This window comes from Kocuria dechangensis, assembly GCF_014636775.1.
In the GTDB taxonomy this organism is placed as follows: domain Bacteria; phylum Actinomycetota; class Actinomycetes; order Actinomycetales; family Micrococcaceae; genus Kocuria; species Kocuria dechangensis.
In genome coordinates this window covers 394,402-415,499 of record NZ_BMEQ01000001.1, presented here as the reverse complement: position 1 = coordinate 415,499, position 21,098 = coordinate 394,402, and the positions used below count along the sequence as shown (strand labels likewise).

The 21,098-nt window shown below is 73.0% G+C and carries 20 protein-coding genes; 1 reads left to right on the top strand and 19 read right to left on the bottom strand.

The window, feature by feature from the left end; all coding sequences use genetic code 11:
- Window position 1: 1 nt before the first annotated feature.
- The 8 genes from IEW07_RS01885 to rpsO all read right to left on the bottom strand — a co-directional run bounded on the left by IEW07_RS01885 (window position 2) and on the right by rpsO (window position 9,343).
- Window positions 2-1,693 carry a ribonuclease J gene (locus tag IEW07_RS01885; RefSeq protein WP_188534115.1) on the bottom strand — a complete coding sequence of 564 codons (1,692 nt, stop codon included), beginning with the start codon at window positions 1,691-1,693 and terminating at the stop codon, window positions 2-4.
- Window positions 1,694-1,706: 13 nt separating this feature from the next.
- Entirely contained in the window at window positions 1,707-2,663 is a 957-nt protein-coding gene (gene dapA, locus IEW07_RS01880; RefSeq protein ID WP_188534114.1) for a 4-hydroxy-tetrahydrodipicolinate synthase, read from the bottom strand.
- Window positions 2,664-2,668: 5 nt separating this feature from the next.
- Window positions 2,669-3,544 (bottom strand): alpha/beta fold hydrolase, encoded by an 876-nt coding sequence (locus IEW07_RS01875; RefSeq protein WP_188534113.1) that lies wholly within the window; start codon window positions 3,542-3,544, stop codon window positions 2,669-2,671.
- Between the two features lie 4 nt (window positions 3,545-3,548).
- On the bottom strand, window positions 3,549-4,181 hold the full coding sequence (locus IEW07_RS01870) for a hypothetical protein (RefSeq protein WP_188534112.1): 633 nt from the start codon (window positions 4,179-4,181) through the stop codon (window positions 3,549-3,551).
- 4 nt (window positions 4,182-4,185) lie between these two features.
- Window positions 4,186-4,998 (bottom strand): 4-hydroxy-tetrahydrodipicolinate reductase, encoded by an 813-nt coding sequence (gene dapB / locus IEW07_RS01865; protein ID WP_188534111.1) that lies wholly within the window; start codon window positions 4,996-4,998, stop codon window positions 4,186-4,188.
- A 64-nt stretch (window positions 4,999-5,062) separates the two neighbouring features.
- The gene (locus IEW07_RS01860) at window positions 5,063-6,487 is read right to left on the bottom strand and encodes a M16 family metallopeptidase (protein ID WP_229741487.1); all 1,425 of its coding nucleotides are present in this window, start codon (window positions 6,485-6,487) and stop codon (window positions 5,063-5,065) included.
- Between the two features lie 54 nt (window positions 6,488-6,541).
- Window positions 6,542-8,824 (bottom strand): polyribonucleotide nucleotidyltransferase, encoded by a 2,283-nt coding sequence (locus tag IEW07_RS01855; protein WP_188534110.1) that lies wholly within the window; start codon window positions 8,822-8,824, stop codon window positions 6,542-6,544.
- A gap of 249 nt (window positions 8,825-9,073) precedes the next feature.
- The gene (gene rpsO, locus IEW07_RS01850; RefSeq protein WP_188534109.1) at window positions 9,074-9,343 is read right to left on the bottom strand and encodes a 30S ribosomal protein S15; all 270 of its coding nucleotides are present in this window, start codon (window positions 9,341-9,343) and stop codon (window positions 9,074-9,076) included.
- Between the two features lie 257 nt (window positions 9,344-9,600).
- Between rpsO and IEW07_RS01845 the strand changes: the two genes are divergently transcribed.
- Entirely contained in the window at window positions 9,601-10,467 is an 867-nt protein-coding gene (locus tag IEW07_RS01845) for an aldo/keto reductase (protein ID WP_371870199.1), read from the top strand.
- A gap of 25 nt (window positions 10,468-10,492) precedes the next feature.
- Here IEW07_RS01845 and IEW07_RS01840 read toward each other — a convergent pair whose 3' ends face one another.
- The 11 genes from IEW07_RS01840 to IEW07_RS01790 form a co-directional block, all read right to left on the bottom strand.
- Window positions 10,493-11,488: a bifunctional riboflavin kinase/FAD synthetase gene (locus IEW07_RS01840; protein WP_188534108.1), complete on the bottom strand. Its 996-nt coding sequence runs from the start codon at window positions 11,486-11,488 to the stop codon at window positions 10,493-10,495.
- A 66-nt stretch (window positions 11,489-11,554) separates the two neighbouring features.
- Window positions 11,555-12,193 (bottom strand): GNAT family N-acetyltransferase, encoded by a 639-nt coding sequence (locus IEW07_RS01835; RefSeq protein WP_188534107.1) that lies wholly within the window; start codon window positions 12,191-12,193, stop codon window positions 11,555-11,557.
- A 113-nt stretch (window positions 12,194-12,306) separates the two neighbouring features.
- Window positions 12,307-12,795: a hypothetical protein gene (locus IEW07_RS01830; RefSeq protein ID WP_188534106.1), complete on the bottom strand. Its 489-nt coding sequence runs from the start codon at window positions 12,793-12,795 to the stop codon at window positions 12,307-12,309.
- Between the two features lie 76 nt (window positions 12,796-12,871).
- Window positions 12,872-13,243 (bottom strand): hypothetical protein, encoded by a 372-nt coding sequence (locus IEW07_RS01825; protein WP_188534105.1) that lies wholly within the window; start codon window positions 13,241-13,243, stop codon window positions 12,872-12,874.
- A complete protein-coding gene (gene truB / locus IEW07_RS01820; RefSeq protein ID WP_188534104.1) occupies window positions 13,243-14,283 on the bottom strand; it encodes a tRNA pseudouridine(55) synthase TruB in 1,041 nt (346 codons plus the stop codon). Before truB ends, IEW07_RS01825 begins: the two co-directional genes overlap by 1 nt.
- Window positions 14,284-14,304: 21 nt before the next feature.
- Complete coding sequence (gene rbfA, locus IEW07_RS01815; RefSeq protein ID WP_188534103.1) at window positions 14,305-14,754, bottom strand: 30S ribosome-binding factor RbfA; 450 nt, start codon at window positions 14,752-14,754, stop codon at window positions 14,305-14,307.
- A gap of 140 nt (window positions 14,755-14,894) precedes the next feature.
- A complete protein-coding gene (gene infB, locus IEW07_RS01810) occupies window positions 14,895-17,741 on the bottom strand; it encodes a translation initiation factor IF-2 (RefSeq protein WP_188534102.1) in 2,847 nt (948 codons plus the stop codon).
- Between the two features lie 151 nt (window positions 17,742-17,892).
- Window positions 17,893-18,303, bottom strand: coding sequence for a YlxR family protein (locus tag IEW07_RS01805; protein ID WP_188534101.1), 411 nt, complete (start codon window positions 18,301-18,303; stop codon window positions 17,893-17,895).
- A gap of 174 nt (window positions 18,304-18,477) precedes the next feature.
- A complete protein-coding gene (gene nusA, locus IEW07_RS01800) occupies window positions 18,478-19,458 on the bottom strand; it encodes a transcription termination factor NusA (RefSeq protein WP_188534100.1) in 981 nt (326 codons plus the stop codon).
- Between the two features lie 237 nt (window positions 19,459-19,695).
- Window positions 19,696-20,214, bottom strand: a complete 519-nt coding sequence (gene rimP, locus IEW07_RS01795) for a ribosome maturation factor RimP (protein WP_188534099.1) — start codon at window positions 20,212-20,214, stop codon at window positions 19,696-19,698.
- Between the two features lie 69 nt (window positions 20,215-20,283).
- Window positions 20,284-21,096 carry a TSUP family transporter gene (locus tag IEW07_RS01790; protein WP_371870198.1) on the bottom strand — a complete coding sequence of 271 codons (813 nt, stop codon included), beginning with the start codon at window positions 21,094-21,096 and terminating at the stop codon, window positions 20,284-20,286.
- Window positions 21,097-21,098: the final 2 nt, after the last annotated feature.

Genomic DNA, 21,098 nt, shown 5'->3' with positions numbered 1-21,098 from the left:
CTCAGGCCTCGATGACCACCGGGACGATCATCGGCTTGCGGCGCAGCTTGCGGCTGACCCACGACCCGATCGTCCGGCGCACCACCTGCTGGAGCTGCTGCGTCGTGTGGTTCCGGCCCGAGTGGTTGATCGCGTCCTCGAGGGCGGCGGTGATCTTCGGGATGATGTCGTCGAAGACGCTGTCGTCCTCGGCGACGCCGCGGGCGTGGACGTCCGGACCGGTCACGACCTTGCCGGTGTCCCGGTTGACCACGGCGATCACGGAGATGAAGCCCTCCTCGGCGAGGACCAGGCGGTCCTTCAGGTCCGCGTCCGTGATCGTGCCCACGGAGGAGCCGTCCACGTAGACGTCGCCGCACTCCACCTGGCCGGTGATCCGGGCGGCGCCCCCGGCCATGTCCACCACGGTCCCGTTCTCGGCGAGCAGCACGTGGTCGCTCGGCACGCCCGTCTCCTCGGCGAGCTTGCCGTTGGCGATGAGGTGGCGGACCTCGCCGTGGACCGGCATGACGTACTCGGGCTCGATGATGTTGTAGCAGTACAGCAGCTCGCCCGCGGAGGCGTGGCCCGAGACGTGCACCTTGGCGGTGCCCTTGTGCACCACGTTGGCGCCCAGGCGCATGAGCCCGTTGATGATCCGGAACACCGAGTTCTCGTTGCCCGGGATCAGGGAGGACGCGAGGATCACGGTGTCGCCCTCGTCGAGCTGGACCTTGTGGTCGCCGTTGGCCATGCGCGAGAGCGCGGCCATGGGCTCCCCCTGGGAGCCGGTGCACATGATGACGAGCTTGTGCTCCGCGTGGTCGTCGATCTTCTTCTGGTCCACCAGGGTGTCCGGCGGGACCTCGAGGTAGCCGAGCTTCTCGGCGATGGTCATGTTGCGCACCATGGACCGGCCCATGAACACGACCTTGCGGCCATTCTGGTGGGCGGCGTCGAGCACCTGCTGCACGCGGTGGACGTGGGACGAGAAGGACGCCACGACCACCCGCTTGGGGGCCTTGCCGATCACGTCGGCCAGCACGGGCCCGATGTTCTTCTCGGTGGCCGTGAAGCCGGGGACCTCGGCGTTCGTGGAGTCCGTCAGGAACAGGTCCACGCCCTCCTCCCCCAGCCGCGCGAAGTGGCGCAGGTCGGTGATCCGGCCGTCGAGGGGGAGCTGGTCCATCTTGAAGTCGCCCGTGTGCAGGACGGTGCCCGCCCTGGTGCGCAGGAACACGGCCAGCGCGTCCGGGATGGAGTGGTTGACGGCCACGAACTCGCACTCGAACTCGCCGAGGTGCTCGACCTGCCCCTCCCGCACCGCGAGCGTGTAGGGCTTGATGCGGTGCTCCTGGAGCTTCGCCTCGATCAGCGCCAGCGTCAGCTGGGAGCCGACGACGGGGATGTCGGGGCGGCGCTTGAGCAGGTACGGCACGGCCCCGATGTGGTCCTCGTGGCCGTGGGTGAGCACCACCGCGACGATGTCGTCGAGGCGGTCGATGATGTAGTTGATGTCGGGCAGGATCAGGTCCACGCCCGGGTGGGTCTCCTCCGGGAAGAGGACGCCGCAGTCGACCACGAGCAGCTGCCCGTTGATCTCGAAGACCGTCATGTTCCGCCCGACCTCTCCCAGGCCGCCCAGCGGGACCACGCGCAGCGTGTCCTTGGCGAGGGCGGGGGGAGCGGACAGGTCGGTGTGCCATTGGGTCATGTGACCCCTTTCGTCAGTCGATGTTCTCGAGGAGCGTGTCGGAGATGATCGAGCCGGCCAGGTCCGCGCGGACCAGGGCCGTCTCGGCCTCCGTGGGACGGACGTGCGGGAGCCGCACGGTGTTGCGCGGCAGCTTGCCCTGCCACATGAGAATCGTCTTGGCCGCCACGGCGCCGGGCAGGCGCGTCATGGTCGCGCGGACCACCGGCTCCAGCGCGAAGTTGATCCGCCGGGCGGTGCGCAGGTCCTCGGCGCGGATCGCGTCGATGAGCTCGCGGTACTGCCGGGTGGCCACGTGCGTGGTCACGCCGACCAGGCCGGCGGCACCCAGTGCCATCCACGGCAGGGTCAGCCCGTCGTCGCCGGAGTAGTACAGCAGGTCCGTCTCGGCCATCACGCGGGTCGCCGCGAGCAGGTCCGCCTTGGCGTCCTTGACGGCCACGATGTTCGGGTGGGCGGCCAGGGAGATGAGGGTCTCCGGCTCGATCGGGATGCCCGCGCGGCCGGGGATGTCGTAGAGCATGATGGGGACGTCCACGGAGTCCGCGAGGCTGCGGAAGTGGGCCTCGACGCCCGCCTGGGTGGGCTTGTTGTAGTACGGGGTGACGATGAGCAGCCCGTCCATGCCGATCTTCTCCGCCGCCCGGGAGAGGTAGCGGGAGTGCTCGGTGTCGTTGGAGCCGGTGCCCGCCAGCAGCGGCACGCGGGAGCCCACGGCGTCCTTGACGGCGCGGAAGACTGAGAGGTTCTCGTCGTCGGTCATCGTGGAGTACTCCCCCGTGGTCCCGCAGACCACCAGCCCGTCGCACCCCTCGTCCACCAGGCGCACGGCCTCCGCGGCCGTGCCGTCCAGGTCCACGGAGCCGTCCTCGGCGAAGACGGTGATCATGGCGGTCAGCAGCGTCCCGAACAGGGGCTTGTCCTCGGTCGCGGGACGGTCGGCGTGCGGGGTTCCAGGAATGGCAGTCATGGGTGTCAGATTACCGCCATCGTGTCCGGGCCGCCGTCCGGGCCGCTTCCCGGGGCGCCGTGGAAGCGCCCCGCCGCGGCCAGGATCAGGTCCCGTGCGGCCAGGACGTCCCCGTGGCCGCGGCCGGGGACCAGCTCCAGGCCGGTCCGGGTGCCGTGCTCCCGCAGGATCCGCACGGCGGCCCGCGAGTCCTCGAGCTGGGGGGTGTCCCGCTCCCCCACCACGAACAGCGTGGGCACCGTGATGGCGGCCAGCTCGTGCGGGGTCAGCCCGGGCTGCTCCTCGGTGCGGGTCGTGTAGGCGAGCATGGCGCGGGCGTCGTTGGCGAGCATGGCGGCCCGGGTGGCCGGGTCCAGCCGGTGGCCGATCGTGGCTTCCCAGTCCTCGACGAACGCGCCCATGCCCCGCCCGTCGGCGATCCCGGCCCGCAGCGAGTCCAGGAACCCGGGGAAGAACAGCTGCCCGATCCGCCCGCGGGTCCCGCGCCACGTCCCGGCGACGGCGGTCAGGGCGGAGAGGAGCTCCGGGCGCCGGGCGGCCAGGTGGAGGCCGATGCGGGCGCCGTAGCTGTAGCCCAGCACGTGCGCCGGCCCCGCCGCCTCGGCGGCCAGGACGGCGGCCACGTCCCCGGCCACGAGGTCCATGGCGTAGTCCTCGGGGCGCTCCGGCTTCCCGCTGCGGCCGTGGCCGCGCAGGTCCACGGCGATCACCCGGTGGTGGGCGCGCAGGGCCGGGACGAACCCGTAGCCCTGCCAGACGGCCTTGGACAGCGCGGTGCCGTGCAGCAGCACGACGGTGGGCGCCCCGGCCACGCCGTCGTCGGGCCCGGCGGCGCGGTAGGCGATCTCCGTGCCGTCCTCGGGGTTGACGGTGGTGGCCACGGGCTCAGCTCCCCGCCTCGCCCGCGGGGCCGGCGGCCGCCGCGTGGCGGGCGGGGCGGCCGCGGGACAGGGCGACGGCGTCGCGCATGGCGGAGCGGGCCCGGGACCGGTCCCCGGCGGCGGAATAGGCCAGCGAGAGCCGGTACCAGTTGCGCCAGTCCCCCGGCTCGGCCTCGGTCTCGGCCCGGCGGGTCTCGAACCGGGCGTCGGCGGCGTCCCGGTCGATCCGGCCGGCGGGGGTCCGCGGGAGGTCGTCGGGCGGGAGCCCGCCCTCCTCGGCCAGGGTGCGGCCGAGCCGCTCGGTGCGCACCCCGAAGAGCACCTCGCGCACGAGCGCCCAGGCTCCCACGGCGGGCAGCACCAGCATGGCGACGCCGAAACCCTTGACGATCCAGCCGTCGGTGCCCAGCAGCAGCACCGCCCGGTGCAGGCTCAGGCCGAGGTAGACGGCGAGGAGGGTGATCATGGCGGCCGCGAGGAGCTTGCCCTTGCTGGAGGACTCCAGCAGCGTGAAGACGCCCGCGAAGACCAGCACGGCGAGGATCCACAGCTTGGAGGAGCCGGGGATCGGCAGCAGCCACAGCGTCAGCAGGCCGGCCGCGAGCAGCGCCCAGCCCCAGGCCCGGAGGGAGTCCACCGGCTCAGAGGCCCAGGTCGAGATAGTCCTCGAGCCCGTGGGTGAGCCCGGGGTGGGACACCACCTCGCGCACGCCGAGGACCACGCCGGTCATGAAGGAGATGCGGTCGAAGGAGTCGTGCCGGATGGTCAGCTGCTCCCCGAGGTTGCCCAGCAGCGTCTCCTGGTGGGCGACCAGCCCGCGCAGCCGCACCGAGTGGACGTGGACGCCGTCGACGACCGCGCCGCGGGCCCCGTCCGGGTCCTGCTTGGTGGCGTCCGGCGACGGGCCCACCCCGGCGGCCCGGCGGGCCTCGCCCACGAGGGCGGCCGTGCGCGCGGCGGTGCCGGAGGGGGCGTCGACCTTGTCCGGGTGGTGCAGCTCGACGATCTCGACGGACTCGAAGAAGCGCGCGGCCTGGGCGGAGAAGCGCATCGCCAGGACCGCGCCGATCGAGAAGTTGGGGGCGACGAGCACGCCCACCCCGGGGTGCTGCGCGAGCAGCGCCTCGGTGCGGGCCAGGCCCTCCTCGTCCCAGCCGGTGGTGCCCACGACGCAGTGGATGCCGTGCTCCACGGCGAAGCGCACGTTGCCCTCCGTCACGGACGGGACGGTGAAGTCGACGACGACCTGCGCGCCGGCGGTGACCAGGGCCTCCAGGGAGTCCTCGTGGTCGAGCTCGGCGACGAGCTGGAGCCCCTCGGCGCGCCGGACGGCCTGCACGGCCTCGCTGCCCATCCGGCCGCGGGCGCCGAGCACGGCCACCCGGAGGTCGGAGGGCAGGGTCCCGGCGGCGGGTCCGGAGGGCTGGGGGGCGGGTGCGGTGCTGTCGGTCATGGCTCCAACTCTAGGTCAACGTCGATGGGGCGGAGTGGCGGAGGGGGCGGACGGCGGGCGGCGCTCAGCGCCGGCTGGGCGCGACGATGGTGGTCACGACGGGCCCCTCCGCGAGCCACGCGGCCAGCTCCCGGACCTGCCCGGGGGTCACCGAGCGGACGCGGTCCAGGGACTCGTCGATGTCGTAGAACTCCCCCGACTTCAGCTCGGCGGAGCCCAGCCGGGACATGCGCGAGCCCGTGTCCTCGAGGGCGAGCACGGTGCCGCCGCCGAGCTGGCCGACGACCTTGCGCAGCTCGTCCTCGGCGAGGCCGTGCTCGGCGAGCTTCTCCAGCTCGCCGGTCATCAGCGCCACGACCTCGTCGGTGCGGGCCGGCAGGCACCCGGCGTACATCCCGAAGTAGCCGGCGTCCGAGTAGGCGCCGGAGAACGAGAACGTGCTGTACGCCAGGCCCCGCTTCTCGCGCACCTCCTGGAAGAGCCGGGAGGACATGCCCCCGCCCAGGGCGGCGTTGAGCACGGTCATCGCGAAGCGCCGGTCGTCGCCGGCCACGATGCCGGGCCGGCCCACCACGACGTTCGTCTGCTCCACGGGCCGCTCCAGGAAGTGCTCGCCCCAGTCCGGGGCCAGCGGTGCGGGCCTGCGCTCGCGCCGGGGCACGGGGGCGGCGGGGACCGACGGGTCCCAGCCGGCGCGCGCCAGCGCCTCGGTCACGAGGCCGACGACGACGTCGTGCTCCAGCCCGCCGGCCGCCGTGACCACGAGGCCCTCGGGCCGGTAGTGGCGCCGGTAGTGCTCCACGACCGCCTCCCGTGGGACCGCGAGGATCTCCTCGGGGGTCCCGCCGATGGGCCGGCCCAGCGGGTGCTCGCCGAGCACCCGCTGGGTGAACTCCTCGAACGCGACGTCCTCGGGGTCGTCCTTGTCCATCGCGAGCTCCTCGAGGATGACCCCGCGCTCGCGCTCCAGCTCCTCGGGCTCGATCACGGCCGAGGTCACCATGTCGGTGATGACGTCGACGGACATGGGCAGGTCCTCGGCGAGCACGCGGGCGTAGTAGCAGGTGTGCTCCTTGGCCGTGGCCGCGTTGGACTCCCCGCCCACCTCGTCGAAGGCCTCGGCGATCTGCAGCGCCGAGCGCCGCGCCGTGCCCTTGAACAGCAGGTGCTCCAGGAAGTGCGTGGAGCCGAGCCGGCCGGGCTCCTCGTCACGGGAGCCCACGCCCACCCAGAAGCCCACGGTGACGGCCCGCTGGGCCGGCATCCGCTCGGTGAGCACGCGGGTGCCGCACGGCAGGACCGTGCGGCGCACCACGTTGCCGCCCTCCCCCTCGTGGAGGGTGTGCGTGAAGCCGGCCGCGGCGGTGCTCAGGGCCGCGGCGGCGGTGGTCGGTGTACCGGTGCGGACCGCCGAGAGGCGGGCGTCCGGCCCGGGGGTGCTCCCCGGGGCGCGGCCGCCCGCCTCCAGCGGCAGATCGACTGCCGTCATCCAGCTGTGCTGCTTCCTGTGCTCAGAGGCTCCTGTGCGCGGGACGGGCCCGGCTCAGGCCTCCTCGTCGGCGTGCTCGTGGTCGGAGTGCTCGTCGTGGGCGAAGACGTTGGGGTCCTCGGCGACCACGGGGGCCAGCGAGAGCTTGCCGCGGTCGTCGACCTTGGTGATCTCCACCTGGACCTTCTGGCCCACGCCCAGGACGTCCTCGACGTCGGTGACGCGCTTGCCCTCGTTGAGCTTGCGCAGCTCCGAGATGTGCAGCAGGCCGTCCTTGCCCGGGGTGAGGGAGACGAAGGCGCCGAAGGTCGTGGTCTTCACCACGGTGCCCAGGTAGCGCTCGCCGACCTCGGGGACCTGCGGGTTGGCGATCGCATTGATCGCCGCGCGGGCCGCCTCGGCGGAGGGCCCGTCGGTCGCGCCGATGTAGACGGTCCCGTCGTCCTCGATCGAGATGTCGGTGCCGGTGTCCTCCTGGATCTGGTTGATCATCTTGCCCTTGGGGCCGATGACCTCGCCGATCTTGGAGACGGGCACGGTGACGGAGATGACGCGCGGGGCGAACTCGCTCATCTCGTCCGGGCGGTCGATGGCCGCGTTGAGGACCTCGAGGATGTGCAGGCGGGCCTCGCGGGCCTGGGTCAGCGCGGCGTCCAGCACGGAGGAGGGGATCCCGTCGAGCTTGGTGTCGAGCTGGATCGCGGTGACGAACTCGGAGGTGCCGGCGACCTTGAAGTCCATGTCGCCGAGGGCGTCCTCGGCGCCCAGGATGTCGGTCAGCGCCGCGTAGCGGGTCTCGCCGTCGACCTCGTCGGAGACCAGGCCCATCGCGATGCCCGCGACCGGTGCGCGCAGGGGCACGCCGGCGTTGAGCAGGGACAGGGTCGAGGCGCAGACGGAGCCCATCGACGTGGAGCCGTTGGAGCCGAGGGCCTCGGAGACCTGGCGGATCGCGTAGGGGAACTCCTCGCGGGTGGGCAGCACCGGGGTGATGGCACGCTCGGCGAGGGCGCCATGGCCGATCTCACGGCGCTTCGGGGACCCCACGCGGCCGGTCTCGCCGGTGGAGTACGGCGGGAAGTTGTAGTGGTGCACGTAGCGCTTGTGCTTGACCGGGGACAGCGAGTCGATCTGCTGCTCCATCTTGAGCATGTTCAGCGTGGTGACGCCCATGATCTGGGTCTCGCCGCGCTCGAAGATCGCCGAGCCGTGCACGCGCGGCAGGACCTCGACCTCCGCGGTGAGCTGGCGGATGTCCGTCAGGCCGCGGCCGTCGATGCGGACCTGCTCGGTGAGGATGCGCTGGCGCACGGTCTGCTTGGTCAGGGCCTGGTAGGCGCCGTTGACCTCGTCCTTGCGGTCGGCGAACTGCTTGCCCTCGCCCGCGAGCTCGGCGAGCACGGACTGGTGCAGCTCGTCGGTGGCGACCTCGCGCTCCTGCTTGCCGGCGATCGAGTAGACCTCGGCGAGCTTGGCGGCGGCGAAGCCGGCGACGGCGTCCTTGATGTCGTCGCCGAAGCCGCCGAAGCGCGGCAGCTCCATGGCGGGCTTGCCCGCGCGGGCCTTGAGGTCCGCCTGGGCGTCGCACAGGGCCTTGATGGGCGCCTTGGCGGCCTCGAGCCCCTCGGCCACGAGCTCCTCGGTCGGGGCGACCGCGCCGTTGCTCTTGATCAGGTTCCAGGAGTTGTCGGTGGCCTCGGCCTCGACCATCATGATCGCGACGTCTTCGGAGCCGTCCTTGGCCGTCACGACGCGGCCGGCCACGGCCATGTCGAACACGGCGTTCTCGAGCTGCGAGTGCTTGGGGAAGGCCACCCACTGGTGCCCGCCGTCCTCGCCGGCCATCAGGGCCATGCGGACGCCGCCGACCGGGCCCTGGAAGGGCATGCCGGAGAGGGTGGTGGACATCGACGCGGCGTTGATCGCCACAGTGTTGTAGATCTCGTCCGGGTTGATGGACAGGACCGTCACGACGACCTGGACCTCGTTGCGGATGCCCTTGCCGAAGGCGGGGCGCAGCGGGCGGTCGATCAGGCGGCAGGTGAGGATCGCGTCCGTCGAGGGGCGGCCCTCGCGGCGGAAGAACGAGCCCGGGATGCGCCCGGCGGCGTACATGCGCTCCTCGACGTCCACCGTGAGCGGGAAGAAGTCGAAGCCCTCGCGCGGAGACTTGCCCACGGTCGTGGCGGAGAGCATGGTCGTGTCCTCGTCGATGGAGACGAGGGCGGCTCCGGCGGCCTGCTTGGCGAGGCGGCCGGTCTCGAAGCGCACGACGCGCTTCCCGTAGGAGCCGTTGTCGATGACGGCTTCGGCGTACTGGATCTCGGGACCCTCCACGGGTCACCTCCGTTTCGTGTCGGCGGGACGCCCCACGACCACCCGGTCTTCGATCGAGATCCACGGAAGTCCCGGGGCCTCACGAGGCCGTCCGGTGTCCGGAGATCACTACCGAGGACCGCGAATGGTCCGCGCGGTCGTCCTGCTGCGTGTTCGGTTGTGGGGGTGCCCGCCCGGCGTCCGCGCCGGGGGGCGGTGAAGCGCGGCGGTGTCCCCCCGCTGCCGGGGGGACACCGCCGGGGCGGCCGACTAGCGGCGCAGACCGAGTCGCTCGATGAGCGAGCGGTAGCGCTCGATGTCGGTGTCGCGCAGGTAGCCCAGCATGCGGCGACGACGACCGACCAGGGCCATCAGGCCGCGGCGGGTGTGGTGGTCGTGCTTGTGCTGCTTCAGGTGCTCGGTCAGATCGGAGATCCTGCGAGACAGGACAGCGATCTGCACCTCGGGCGAACCGGTGTCGCCCTCGTGCGTCGCGTACTCCTTGATGATCTCCTGCTTGATGGCGGCGTCAAGTGCCACGTGTAACTCCGTTCGAGTCAGTACCGTGCGGCCCGGGCGACGGAATCTGCCGCCGGGTCCCGGGCGGGCCCGGGGGCCCGACAACCACGGACTGCAGTCGGACCGCGGTCCAGTCTAGCGGACGCCCCGTCCCCGCCCCACACCGGGCCCCACGGCGCGCTGCGCTGTGCCCTTCCGCGCCGGTGGGCCAAGATGGGAGGGACACGACGACGAGGCACCGGCCGGTCCGGCCCGGCGCCGAGGAACAGGAGCAGCGCGTGAGCAAGGACAAGCACGACGACGGCCTGGAGCCGGCCGGCCGCACCCACGTGATGCGGGACTCCCACCGCATCCCGGCGATCGGCCTGGGCACCTACCCGATGGACGACGCCGAGGCCGAGGCGAACGTCGCCGAGGCCCTGATGCTCGGCTACCGGATGGTGGACACCGCCGTGAACTACGGCAACGAGACCGGCGTCGGCCGCGGGGTGGACGCGTCCGGGGTGCCGCGCTCCGAGCTGTTCCTCACCACCAAGCTGCCCGGCCGCGACCACGGCACCGACTCCGTCCGGCGGTCCCTGGAGGGCTCGCTGCGGCGGCTGGGCACCGACTACCTCGACCTGTACCTGATCCACTGGCCGAACCCGTCGGTGGACCGCTACGTGCAGACGTGGCGGACCATGCTCGAGCTGCGCGACGAGGGGCTCGTCCGCTCCGTGGGGGTCTCCAACTTCACCCCCGCGCACATCCGGCGGCTGGTCGCGGAGACCGGGGAGACGCCGGCCGTCAACCAGGTGGAGCTGCACCCCCAGTACCAGCAGGAGCGGCTCCGGGCGTTCCACGAGGAGCAGCGGATCATCACCCAGGCGTGGTCCCCGCTGGGCCGCAAGACCGAGATCCTGAAGCACGAGTGGATCGCCCGGATCGCCCGCGAGACGGGCCGCACCCCCGCCCAGGTGATCCTGCGCTGGCACCTGCAGTCCCGCACCGTGCCGGTCCCGAAGACCTCGGACACGCGGCGGATGGCCGAGAACCTGGACGTGTTCGGCTGGGAGCTGGACGAGAAGCAGATGCAGCGGATGCGGATGCTGCACACGGGGCTCAGCGGCTCGGGCTACGACCCGAACACCCACGAGGAGATGTAGCCGCCCCGGCCCTCGCGCGGCGGGGTCAGGCCTCGGCGGCGAGGATCTCGCGGGTCCGGGCCACGTCGTCGTCCATCTGGGCGATCAGCTTGTCGACGCCCTCGTAGGCGACCATCCCGCGCAGCCGCTCGACGAACTCGACGACCACCTGCTGGCCGTAGAGGTCGAAGTCCTCCACGGGCTCGTGCGGGCGGTCGATGACGTGCGCCTCGACCTGGCGGGGGACGTTGACGAACGTGGGGTTGGAGCCCACGGAGATCGCGGTGGGCCAGCGGGTGCCCTGGGCGTCGACCAGCCACCCGGCGTAGACGCCGTCGGCGGGGACGAACCCGGTGGCGTCCGGGGACAGGTTGGCGGTGGGGTAGCCCAGCTCCCGGCCGCGGGCGGCCCCGTGCACGACCTCCCCGCGCATCCGGTGGTTGCGCCCGAGCAGCCGGGCGGCGGCGCGCACGTCCCCCGCCTGGAGGCAGGAGCGGATCCATGTGGAGGAGCACCGCCGCCCGGCAACGGCCTCCGGCGCGTGCGCGGCGTCGTCCCGGGCGAGCGTGTCCAGGAGGTCGTCGACGACGACGACCTCGAACCCGTGGCGCTCCCCCAGCTCGCGCAGGGTGTCGACGTTGCCGGTGTTCCCCCGGCCCAGGCGGGTGTCCGAGCCGACCACCAGGCACCGTGCGCCCAGCGGGCCCACGAGCGTGCCCAGCACGAACTCCTCGGTGGACTGGCTCGCGAACTCGAGCGTGTAGTCGACCACGAGCACCGCGTCCACGCCGGTGTGCTCCAGGGCGTCGAGCTTGTCCTCGGTGCCCATGATGAGCCCGGGGTGCGTCTCCGGCCGGTGCACCTGTGCGGGGTGCGGGTCGAACGTCACGACCACGGAGGCCCATCCGCGGTCCCGGGCGAGGTCCACGACCTGCCGCATCACCTGCTGGTGGCCCCGGTGGACGCCGTCGAAGTTGCCGATGGTGACCACGGACGGGCCGAAGCCCTGGGGGACGTCAGAGAGCTCTCGCCAGCGGAACACGGTTCTCCTCGCAGGAACGGGTAGGGATCGGGGGGCAGAGGGCGGCGCGGTGAGCGGCGGGCCGGCTCACGGCCGGCGGTCCGTGTCCACGGGACGCGCGGGGGCCGGCGGCGGGGGGCCGTCCCACGGCATCTGCGGGGAGCGGGGGTCCCCCGCCCCCAGGGTCAGGAGCCAGGCGTCCACCGAGGCGCCGCGCTGCTCCATGAACCCGTCGATCCGCACCGGTGACCGGAAGCCCAGCTTCCAGGCGAGCTTCCGGCTGGCCCAGTTGGGGACCTTGGCCATCCAGTAAGCATAGGTGAGGCCCAGCTCGGCGAAGGCGTAGTCCAGCAGCAGCCGGCAGGCGGCCTCGGCGGCGCCCGTGCCGCGGGCGTGCGGGCCGAAGTTGAGCCCCACGTCGGCCGTGGTCCCCCGCAGGGCGTTGAGCCCGACCGTGCCCCAGAGCCGGTCCGTGGCGGCGTCCGCCGCCGCCCAGTTGTACTCGCGCCCGGTGCGCCAGGCCTCGGGCACGAACTCCTCGACGTACCAGCGGGCGTCGTCCTCGGTGTAGCCGAGGGGCACGGTGGTGTACTCCGCCGCGACCGGGTCCGCGCAGTTCGCGGCCAGCTGGGGGACGTCCCGGGTCTCGAGCCGGCGCAGGACCACGGTGCCGTCGGTGAGGACGGGCACCTCGTAGTTCTCGGCGCCCTCGGGGCGTGCAGGCATGGACGGGATTCCTTTCGGGACGGCGCGGCGCCGGGGCGACCGGTGCCCCGATGAGCCTACCCGCTGGGCGGCGCGGGGCCGGGTCGTGCCGCCCGGCCCCGGCGGCGGAGGGCTCAGGCCCCTGCGTCGCCGGTGCCGCGCCGCGGGCGGGACCGCCACAGCCAGGCGAGGCCGACCAGCGGCAGGACCAGGGGGACGTAGCCGTAGTCCTGCCCGAAGTGCGACCACACGCTCGCCTCGGGGAACAGGGCCGGGGCCAGCACGGAGAGCAGCCCCACGCCCAGCACGCCGAGCAGCTCCACACCCACGGCGGCCGTGGCCACCCGGTGCCAGCGCGGACCGGTCCGGGCGAGGGCGACGGTGGCCAGGACGTAGACCGCCGCCGCGAACGCCGAGAGCAGGTACGGCAGCGGGGCCGCCCCGAGGTCGGTGGTGATCTGGTAGAGCGAGCGGACCCCGGCCGAGAGCGAGAAGACGGCGTAGACCACGATGACGATCCGGCCGAAGCCGGAGGACTTCCGGTCGGTGCGCACGGCGCCGGGCCGGGGCCCGAAGCGCTGCTGCAGCCGGGTGGGCCCGGGTTCGGGGTGCTGGTGCGTCATCGGGGCGGCTCCTGCGCGGCGGGGAGGGACGGGACGGAGAGGGAGAGCACCGGGCACGGCGCCGGCGGTCCGGGGCTCACTGGTAGTACCAGATGTAGTTCATCCGGTAGACCATGATCACCACGACCGGTCCGGCGGCCGCGAGGACGTAGTTGGACCAGCTCGAGCGCTCCACCAGGGACCACACGAACGTGCCCGCGGGGATCAGCAGGGCGGTGAGCAGGTAGCCCCAGTACTCGAGGGCGGAGCCCGTGGGGCCCGGGCCCACCATGTGCATCAGGACCGACCCGGCCGCGTAGACCAGCAGGAACGCCTCGAGCAGCAGCACGGAGCCCTGCGTCCAGTCGTCCGGCCGTCGCCCGCGCAGCCCCTGGACGGCGCACACCAGGAAGGACAGGGCCCCGAGCACCGCCGAGGCCCAGAACCAGCCGTCGTAGCCCCACAGCATCAGGCCGGCTCCGGGGCCACCGGAGCGGCCGGCACGAAGCGCTCCCCGGGCAGGAAGACCAGGACGGGCTTGGCCGTGCGCTCGCCGCGGTTGCCGCGGTCGCTGAGCAGGCCCACGAGCCGCCCGTCGGGGGCGAAGCCCGCGGTGACGGCGTCGTTGTCGAGCGGCCCCTCCGCGGGGTCGCCGTGGCTGGGCCCCACGCGGCGGCCGTGGGCGACGTCCTCGGCCTCCGCGGCGGTGAGCCGGCGGACCGGGAACAGGCCCTCGGCCGCGTCCTCGAGGGGCGTCACGGGCAGGGGCCGGCCAGCGGCCACCTCGTCCGCGAGCTGCTCCAGGGTGGCGGCGTGCTCCAGCGTGAGGGCGCCCACCCGGGTGCGGCGCAGGGCGGTGAGGTGCCCGCCGACGCCGAGACCGGCGCCGAGGTCGCGGGCCAGGGCCCGGACGTAGGTGCCCGAGCTGCACGTGACGGTGACGTCCACGTCGAGGACGGGCCGCCCGGCGTCGTCGGCGGTCCGGACGATCCGGTGGACGTCGAACGCCGAGACCGTCACGGGACGGGCCGCGAGCTCCACGTCCTGCCCGGCGCGGACCTGGGCGTAGGCGCGGCGGCCGTCGACCTTGATGGCGCTGACCTTCGCCGGGACCTGCTGGAGGGGGCCGGTGAGCCGGGCCACGCCGGCGGCGACGGCGGCGTCGTCCACCGCGGCCACGGCGTCGGGGTCCGCGACGGCGAGGAGCTCGCCCTCGGCGTCGTCGGTCACGGTGGTCTGGCCCAGCCGGATCGTCGCCTCGTACGTCTTGTCCTGCCCGACGATCCACGTCAGGAGGCGGGTCGCCCGGTCGACCCCGGCGACCAGGACGCCGGTGGCCATCGGGTCCAGGGTCCCCGCGTGGCCGACCTTGCGGGTGCCGGCGAGGCGGCGGAGCCGGGCGACGACGTCGTGGCTGGTCCAGCCGGCGGGCTTGTCGACGACCACGAGCCCGGAGACCGTCGGCAGGGACGGGTCCGGGCTCGGGACGTCAGGCTTGGTGCGGGTCACGCGTCCGGTGCCTCCGCCTGCTCAGCGGGCCTCGGAGGACTCGTCGTCCTCCTCGACCGGCTTGCGGTAGGGGTCCTCCCCCGCGGCCCAGGAGGCGCCGGCGGCCTGGGCGGCCACCTCGGCGTCCTTCTCCTTGGCGGCGCGGAGCACCTCTTCGAGATGGGAGGCGTTGACGGGGATCTCGTCGGGGACGAAGGTCAGCGTGGGCGTGAGGCGGGCCGTGATGTTCCGTCCCACCTCGCTGCGCAGGATGCCCTTGGCGGACTCGAGGGCCGCCCGGGTGTTCTGCTGCTCCTCCGCGGTGCCGAACACCGTGTAGTACAGGGTGGCGTGCTGGAGGTCGTTGGTGACCCGCGCGTCCGTGATGGTCACGAAGCCCAGCCGGGGGTCCTTGACGCGGCGCTCGAGCGCGTGGGCCACGACGACCTTGATCCGGTCCGCGAGTCGGGCGGCGCGTGCTGCGTCGGCCATGGTGGGGTGCTCCTCGGGTCTTGAACGGGTCTGGAACGGGTGTGGAAGGGGGACGGTCGGCGGCACGGGCGGGCGCGGGGCCCGCCCGTGCCGCCGACCGGAGGGGGTCCCGCACCCGGGGGTGCGGGACCCGTGACGGGTCAGGCGCGCGGCTTCTCGCGCATCTCCCACGTCTCGATGATGTCGCCCTCGTGGATGTCGTTGAAGGAGCCGAGCCCGATACCGCACTCGTAGCCCTCGCGGACCTCCGTCGCGTCGTCCTTGAACCGGCGCAGCGAGTCGATCGTGAGGTTGTCCGCCACGATGTTGCCGTCCCGGACCAGCCGGGCCTTGGCATTGCGGCGGATGACGCCCTTGGTGATGTAGGCGCCCGCGATGTTGCCCCACTTCGAGGAGCGGTACACCTCGCGGATCTCGGCGGTGCCGAGCTCCACCTCCTCGTACTCCGGCTTGAGCATGCCCTTGAGCGCGCTCTCGACGTCGTCGATGGCGTTGTAGATCACCGAGTAGAACTTCATGTCGACGCCCTCGCGGTCGGCCAGCTCCGCCACGCGCTCGGCGGGACGGACGTTGAAGCCGATGATGACCGCGTTGTCGACGGTCGCCAGGTTGACGTCGTTCTGGGTGATGGCGCCGACGCCGCGGTGGATGACGCGCAGCTGGACCTCCTCGCCCACGTCGATCTTGAGCAGCGAGTCCTCGAGCGCCTCGACGGCACCGGACACGTCGCCCTTGATGATGAGGTTGAGCGTGTCGATCTTGCCCGCGGCCACCGCCTCGTCGAAGGACTCGAGGGTGATCCGCTTGCGGCGCTTCGCGAGCTGGGCGTTGCGGTCCGCGGCCTGGCGCTTCTCGGCGATCTGGCGCGCGGTGCGCTCCTCCTCGGTCGCGAGGAAGGTGTCACCGGCCCGGGGCACCGAGTTCAGGCCCAGGACCTGCACCGGACGCGACGGTCCCGCCTCCTCCACGGACTTGCCGTTCTCGTCGAACATGGCCCGCACACGGCCGTACGCCGCGCCGGCGACGATCGCGTCGCCGACCTCCAGCGTGCCGGACTGCACGAGCACGGTCGCGACCGCGCCGCGCCCCTTGTCCAGGTTGGCCTCGATGGCCACGCCGCGGGCGTCCTTGTTCGGGTTCGCCTGCAGCTCCAGGGCACCGTCCGCCGTCAGCACGATCGCGTCCAGGAGGTCGTCGATGTGCAGGTTCTGGCGGGCGGAGACGTCGACGAACATGGTGTCGCCGCCGTACTCCTCGGGCACGAGACCGTACTCGGTGAGCTGGCCGCGGATCTTCTCCGGGTTCGCCTCGGGCTTGTCGATCTTGTTGACCGCCACGACGATCGGCACACCGGCGGCCTGGGCGTGGTTGAGCGCCTCGACCGTCTGCGGCATGACGCCGTCGTCGGCGGCGACCACGAGCACGGCGATGTCCGTCACCTGGGCACCACGGGCACGCATGGCGGTGAACGCCTCGTGGCCCGGGGTGTCGATGAACGTGATCTGCCGCTCCTGGCCGTCCAGCTCCGTGCTGATCTGGTAGGCGCCGATGTGCTGCGTGATGCCGCCGGCCTCCCCCTCGATCACCTTGGTGTTGCGGATGGCGTCGAGCAGGCGGGTCTTGCCGTGGTCGACGTGACCCATGACGGTGACGACCGGCGGGCGGGCCTCGAGGACGTCCTCGCCCTCGGCGGCCGCCTCAGCCTCGAGGTCGATGTCGAAGGACTCGAATAGCTCCCGCTCCTCGTCCTCCGGGGAGACCACCTGGATCCGGTAGCCGAGCTCGGCCCCCAGCAGCTGGAACGTCTCCTCGTCGAGGGACTGCGTCTGGGTGGCCATCTCACCGAGGTGGATGAGCACGGTCACGAGCGACGCCGGGTTGGCATTGATCTTCTCCGCGAAGTCCGTGAGGGACGCGCCGCGGCGCAGGCGGACGACCGTGGTGCCGTCACCGTGGGGAACGGAGACGCCGCCGACGGACGGGGCCTTCATCTGCTCGAGCTCCTGGCGCTTCGCCCGCTTCGACTTGCGCTGCTTGCCGCGCGCACCGCCGCGCCCGAAGGCGCCCTGGGTGCCGCCGCGGCCGCCGCGGCCGGGGCCGCCACCGGGACGGGAGAACCCGCCGCCGCCGCCGGCCGGGCCGCCGCCGGCGCCGCGGCGCGGGGCGCCGCCGCTCGGACGGGAGCCGATGGGGGCGACACCGGAGGTGTGGCCGGGCATCATGTTCGGGCTGGGACGGGCTCCCCCGGGACGGGGACCGCCCTGGCCCTGGGGACGGGGACCGCCCTGGCCCTGCGGGCGGGGACCACCCTGGCCCTGCGGGCGGGGACCACCCTGGCCCTGGGGCCGGGGCGCACCGCCCTGGCGGTCGGGGCGGCCGGAGCGCATGCCCTGCTGGGGCGCGAACGGGTTGTTGCCCGGACGGGGACCGGAGGGACGGGGTCCGCCCGGACGCGGCGCGGCCGCACCCGGCCGGGGTGCCGCGGCACCGGGCCGCGGCGCGGCGGCACCCGGACGGGGCGCCCCCTGGCCGCGGGACATGCCCTGCTGGCTCGCGAACGGGTTGTTGCCGGGGCGCGGGGCGGGGCCCGTGGCACCGGGGGCGGCCGGACGCTGCGCGGCCGGACGCTCCGGCGCGGACGGCTGCTGGGCGCGGGGCGCGGGACGCTCGGCGGGCTTCTCCGCCGGCTTCTCGGCCGGCTTCTCAGCCGGACGCTCGGCGGGCCTGCCGGCGGCCGCACCGGGCGTGCCGGGGCGCACCGCGGGCTTGGCTGCCGACGCCGGCTTGGCGGCGGGCTTCGGCGCGGACGGGGCTGCGCTCTTGTCCGCCTTGCCGGCGAACGCGGTGCGCAGCTTCTTGGCCACGGGGGGCTCGACGGTCGAGGACGCACCTCGGACGAACTCACCCAGTGACTGAAGCGTGGAAATCGCTTCCTTGGACGTTATTCCGAGCTCTTTCGCGAGCTCGTGAACGCGGGGCTTGGCCACTTCTCTCCTGTCTCGGTCCGCACCGAAACAGGCACGAACCACTTATTTTCCGTTGAGGCTCCCGGAGCACTCGCGGCCGTCGAGGACGGCACGGGCGGGCAGCGGCGGGAGGCCGTAGGCAGAGCACAGCGAAGTACTCATCGCTGGGCACTCATCGGTTTTCCATCGGTTCTCTGACTCGCTTTCCAGTTCTGACCCGCGGTGTGACGCGGTCACCGGTCCGGTCGGACCGTGCGGGCTGCCGTCCGGGGACGACTGTGGTCGGCACTCGTGCGCCCGGGCCCCCGGCTGTCCGTGCGGACAGCAGGGCGTCCAGCTCGCGGGCGATCCCCTCGGTGTCCACCGGGGCCCGGAATGCCCGCCCGAAGGCGCGCCGGCGCAGGGCCGTCTCCAAGCACTCGAGGGAGGGGTGGAGCCAGGCTCCGCGACCGCCGAGGCGGCCGGTGCGGTCGACGACGGCTCTCAGGCCGCTGTCGTGCGCCTCGGTCGCCACACGTACGAGCTGGTCAGGGTGTTGGGTGGTCCGGCATCCGATGCACGTGCGGCGGGAGTCGTCACTCACTCGCGTCGTACTCCTCGTCTCGCGCCGGGACGTCGGGACGTCCCGCTCGGGCCGGGGAACCGGCGTCGGACAGGGACCACCAACGGTCTGACCGTAGACCAGTCTAGCCCCGCGACCGCCCTGGGCCGAAACCGGGCCCCAGGGCGGTGCGGTGACGCGGGCCGCGGGCGGGCCTCAGTCGCGGGCGGCGGCCTTCGACTCGGGGACGATGTCGATCTTCCAGCCCGTCAGCTTGGCCGCGAGGCGGGCGTTCTGGCCCTCCTTGCCGATCGCCAGGGACAGCTGGGTGTCGGGCACGACGGCGCGCGAGGAGCGGGCGCGCTCGTCGAGCACGGTGACCCGCGACACCTTGGCCGGGGACAGGGCGTTGGCGATGAAGCGCGCGGGGTCCTCGGACCAGTCGACGATGTCGATCTTCTCCTCGTGCAGCTCGTTCGTCACGGCGCGCACGCGGGAGCCCATCTCGCCGATGCAGGCACCCTTGGCGTTGATGCCGGCCTTGGTGGCGCGGACCGCGATCTTGGTGCGGTGCCCCGCCTCGCGGGCGATCGCCATGATCTCCACCGAGCCGTCGGCGATCTCGGGGACCTCCATCTCGAACAGGCGGCGCACCAGGTCGGGGTGGGAGCGGGACAGCGTGATGGACGGGCCCTTCATGCCCCGCTTGACCTCGACGACGAAGGCCCGGATGCGGGCGCCGTGCGGGTACTTCTCGCCGGGGGCCTGCTCGTGCGGGGGCAGCACGCCCTCGACCGTGCCCAGGTCCACCTGGACCATGTGCGGGTTGTGGCCCTGCTGGATCTGCCCGGACACGATCTCGCCCTCGCGGCCCTTGAAGTGGCCCAGCACGGCGTCGTCCTCGACGTCGCGCAACCGCTGCAGGATGACCTGGCGGGCGGTGGAGGCGGCGATGCGGCCGAAGCCGGCGGGGGTGTCGTCGAACTCCCCGACCGGGTTGCCCTCCTCGTCGAGCTCGGGGGCCCAGATGGTGACGTGGCCGGTCTTGCGCTCGATCTCGGCCCGGGCGCCCTGCTGCGCGCCGGGGCTCTTCTGGTAGGCCAGCAGGAGGGCCTGCTCGATGGTGGGGATGAGCAGGTCCACGGGGATGTCGCGCTCACGCTCCAGCAGTCGGAGGGTGCTCATATCGATGTCCATGTCCGGCCTTCCTCACCTGGCGAGACCCCGGGGACGCAACAGCGCACCGCCGCGGGGACGGAGCGCTGCCTCGGGTCGTGCTCGCTCTGTTGTCTTCGTACTCGGTCGTCCGACTGATTCGTCGTCCGGATGCGTCGTGCCGTCGCACTGGTCACCGCGGCTCCGTCCGGTGGGACGGCGTCGCGGTGACAACGGGACATCTTACACTCGCCCCGATCCGCGGCGACCGCCGCGGCCTCAGTCCGTGAACTCGACCTCGACCTTCGCGCGGCGCACGGCGTCGAACGCCCAGGTCTCCGGCTCGAGGAGCTTCGGCGCCATGCCCTTCTTCGCCTGGTGGCTGCGCTGCAGGACCACGCCGTCGTCCCCGACCTCGAGCAGCCGGGCGGTGAACTTCTCCCCCTCCACCGGCGTGACCCGCACGAGCCGGCCCACGGACCGCTTCCAGTGCCGCCGCTCGGTGAGCTCGCGCGTGGCGCCCGGGGAGGAGACCTCGAGCTCGTAGGCGGAGCCGGGCACGGGATCGGTCCGGTCGAGGGTCTCGGACACGGCGCGGGCGACCTCGGCGACGCGGTCGAGGTCCACGCTGCCGGTGCTGTCCTCCGGGAGGTCGACGAGCACCTGGAGCACGAGGCCGGAGCCGCTGGGCTTCAGGGACACGTCCTCCAGGAACAGTCCCGCGTCCTCGACCACCGGGCCCAGCAGCTCGGCCAGTCGCCGGCGGTCGTCGGGTCCGGTGGTGCTGTGCTCGCTCACGGGTGCTCCTGGTGGTCCGGGGAAGACGGGTCTCCGGGAAATCCTACGACGGACGCGGGCCCGGGCCGCTCAGGCGCCGTGCAGCACGTCGAGGCCCAGCTTCAGGATCAGCACCGAGACCACCACGAGGAAGACCACGCGGATGAAGCGGCTGCCGCGGGCGACCGCGGTCCGGGCGCCGAGGTAGCCCCCGACCATGTTCGACAGGCCGAGCACCAGCCCCAGCCCCCACAGCACGGACCCGTGCCCGAAGAAGAACAGCAGCGCGCCCACGTTGGTCGCCAGGTTGACGATCTTGGCCTTGGCGCTGGCGGCCAGGAAGCTGTAGCCGAGGAGCGTGATCATGGCGATCACCAGGAACGACCCGGTGCCCGGCCCCATCACCCCGTCGTAGAAGCCGATCACCGCGCCGATGAGCATCGCGGTCCCGTAGTGCCGCGCCCCGGTGTGCCGCAGCTGCGTGAGCTGGCCGACGGTCGGCTGGGCGACCGTGAACAGCAGCACCGCGATCAGCGCCGCGAGGATGATCGGCCGGAAGACCTCCTCGGGCAGGGACGCCGCGAGCGCCGCGCCGCCGAAGCTGCCGGCCAGCGCGACCGCCGCCATGGGCAGGGCGGTGCGCAGGTCCGGCGAGGTCCTCCGGTAGTACGTCAGGGCGCTGGTGGCCGTGCCGAAGACCGAGCCCATCTTGTTGGTGGCGAGCGCCTGGACCGGGGTGATCCCGGGGATCATCAGCACGACCGGCAGCTGGAGCAGCCCGCCCCCGCCGACCACCGCGTCGACGAACCCTGCCGCGAGGCCGGCCGCGACGAGGAGGGCGACGACCTCGGGTCCGGCCTGCTCCAGCCCCGAGGCCCCGACCAGGTCCCCGAGCGCCTCCACGG

What these genes read in the sequence shown, in the direction of transcription:
- dapA (WP_188534114.1), bottom strand. Translation starts at nt 2,663, where the DNA reads ATGACTGCCATTCCTGGAACCCCGCACGCCGACCGTCCCGCGACCGAG.
- nusA (WP_188534100.1), bottom strand. Translation starts at nt 19,458, where the DNA reads ATGGACATCGATATGAGCACCCTCCGACTGCTGGAGCGTGAGCGCGAC.
- rbfA (WP_188534103.1), bottom strand. Translation starts at nt 14,754, where the DNA reads ATGGCCGACGCAGCACGCGCCGCCCGACTCGCGGACCGGATCAAGGTC.
- IEW07_RS01885 (WP_188534115.1), bottom strand. Translation starts at nt 1,693, where the DNA reads ATGACCCAATGGCACACCGACCTGTCCGCTCCCCCCGCCCTCGCCAAG.
- IEW07_RS01825 (WP_188534105.1), bottom strand. Translation starts at nt 13,243, where the DNA reads ATGCTGTGGGGCTACGACGGCTGGTTCTGGGCCTCGGCGGTGCTCGGG.
- IEW07_RS01830 (WP_188534106.1), bottom strand. Translation starts at nt 12,795, where the DNA reads ATGACGCACCAGCACCCCGAACCCGGGCCCACCCGGCTGCAGCAGCGC.
- dapB (WP_188534111.1), bottom strand. Translation starts at nt 4,998, where the DNA reads ATGACCGACAGCACCGCACCCGCCCCCCAGCCCTCCGGACCCGCCGCC.
- IEW07_RS01860 (WP_229741487.1), bottom strand. Translation starts at nt 6,487, where the DNA reads ATGACGGCAGTCGATCTGCCGCTGGAGGCGGGCGGCCGCGCCCCGGGG.
- IEW07_RS01835 (WP_188534107.1), bottom strand. Translation starts at nt 12,193, where the DNA reads ATGCCTGCACGCCCCGAGGGCGCCGAGAACTACGAGGTGCCCGTCCTC.